This window comes from Pseudomonas sp. 2995-1 (assembly GCF_002742505.1).
Classification (GTDB): domain Bacteria; phylum Pseudomonadota; class Gammaproteobacteria; order Pseudomonadales; family Pseudomonadaceae; genus Aquipseudomonas; species Aquipseudomonas sivasensis.
Window position 1 is genome coordinate 1 of sequence record NZ_LJSA01000226.1, and the last position, 450, is coordinate 450.

The following is a 450-nucleotide window of genomic DNA, read 5'->3' on the forward strand; positions in this document are numbered from 1 at the left end:
TCCAACGGTTTGGTGACTACTGGGATAAAAAAGGATGGGGAAAAATTGGACATCAGTTCGAGGATTTATTCCATAGACTGAAAGAATTCTCAGACAATGAAGGTCTAGAGAACACTGAGGTTATAGATGGGCTCATGAAAGTAGATTACCTCATGCACTATAACCAAAAACCACGAAAAAAATGGTGGCCTGAATCACATAGTAAAGAAGAATTAAACCAGTTCAGACAACATATGTTAAACAGAATCCCAGAGTTAAATGAGCATGTAAATCAGAAAACAGCTGCAAAACATCTTGTTGTTGAAGAATTTGTCTTTGATCCAAACGAATTTATTAAGACGAAACAAATTACTAAAGGTCAGTATTTGTTTGTTGTAAATTATGATCCTAAACTCAAAGAAAAACAATATTACACTGTTACTATGTAAGAAAGAGTGCTAGGGGGGAAAC

1 protein-coding gene is annotated in these 450 nt (G+C 34.9%); it reads left to right on the plus strand.

Annotation, left to right across the window (positions count from 1 at the left end; translation table 11 throughout):
- The coding region (locus tag AOA61_RS02680; RefSeq protein ID WP_143521168.1) for a DUF4080 domain-containing protein at window positions 1-428 on the plus strand (428 nt) is incomplete at its 5' end.
- Window positions 429-450 lie beyond the last annotated feature (22 nt).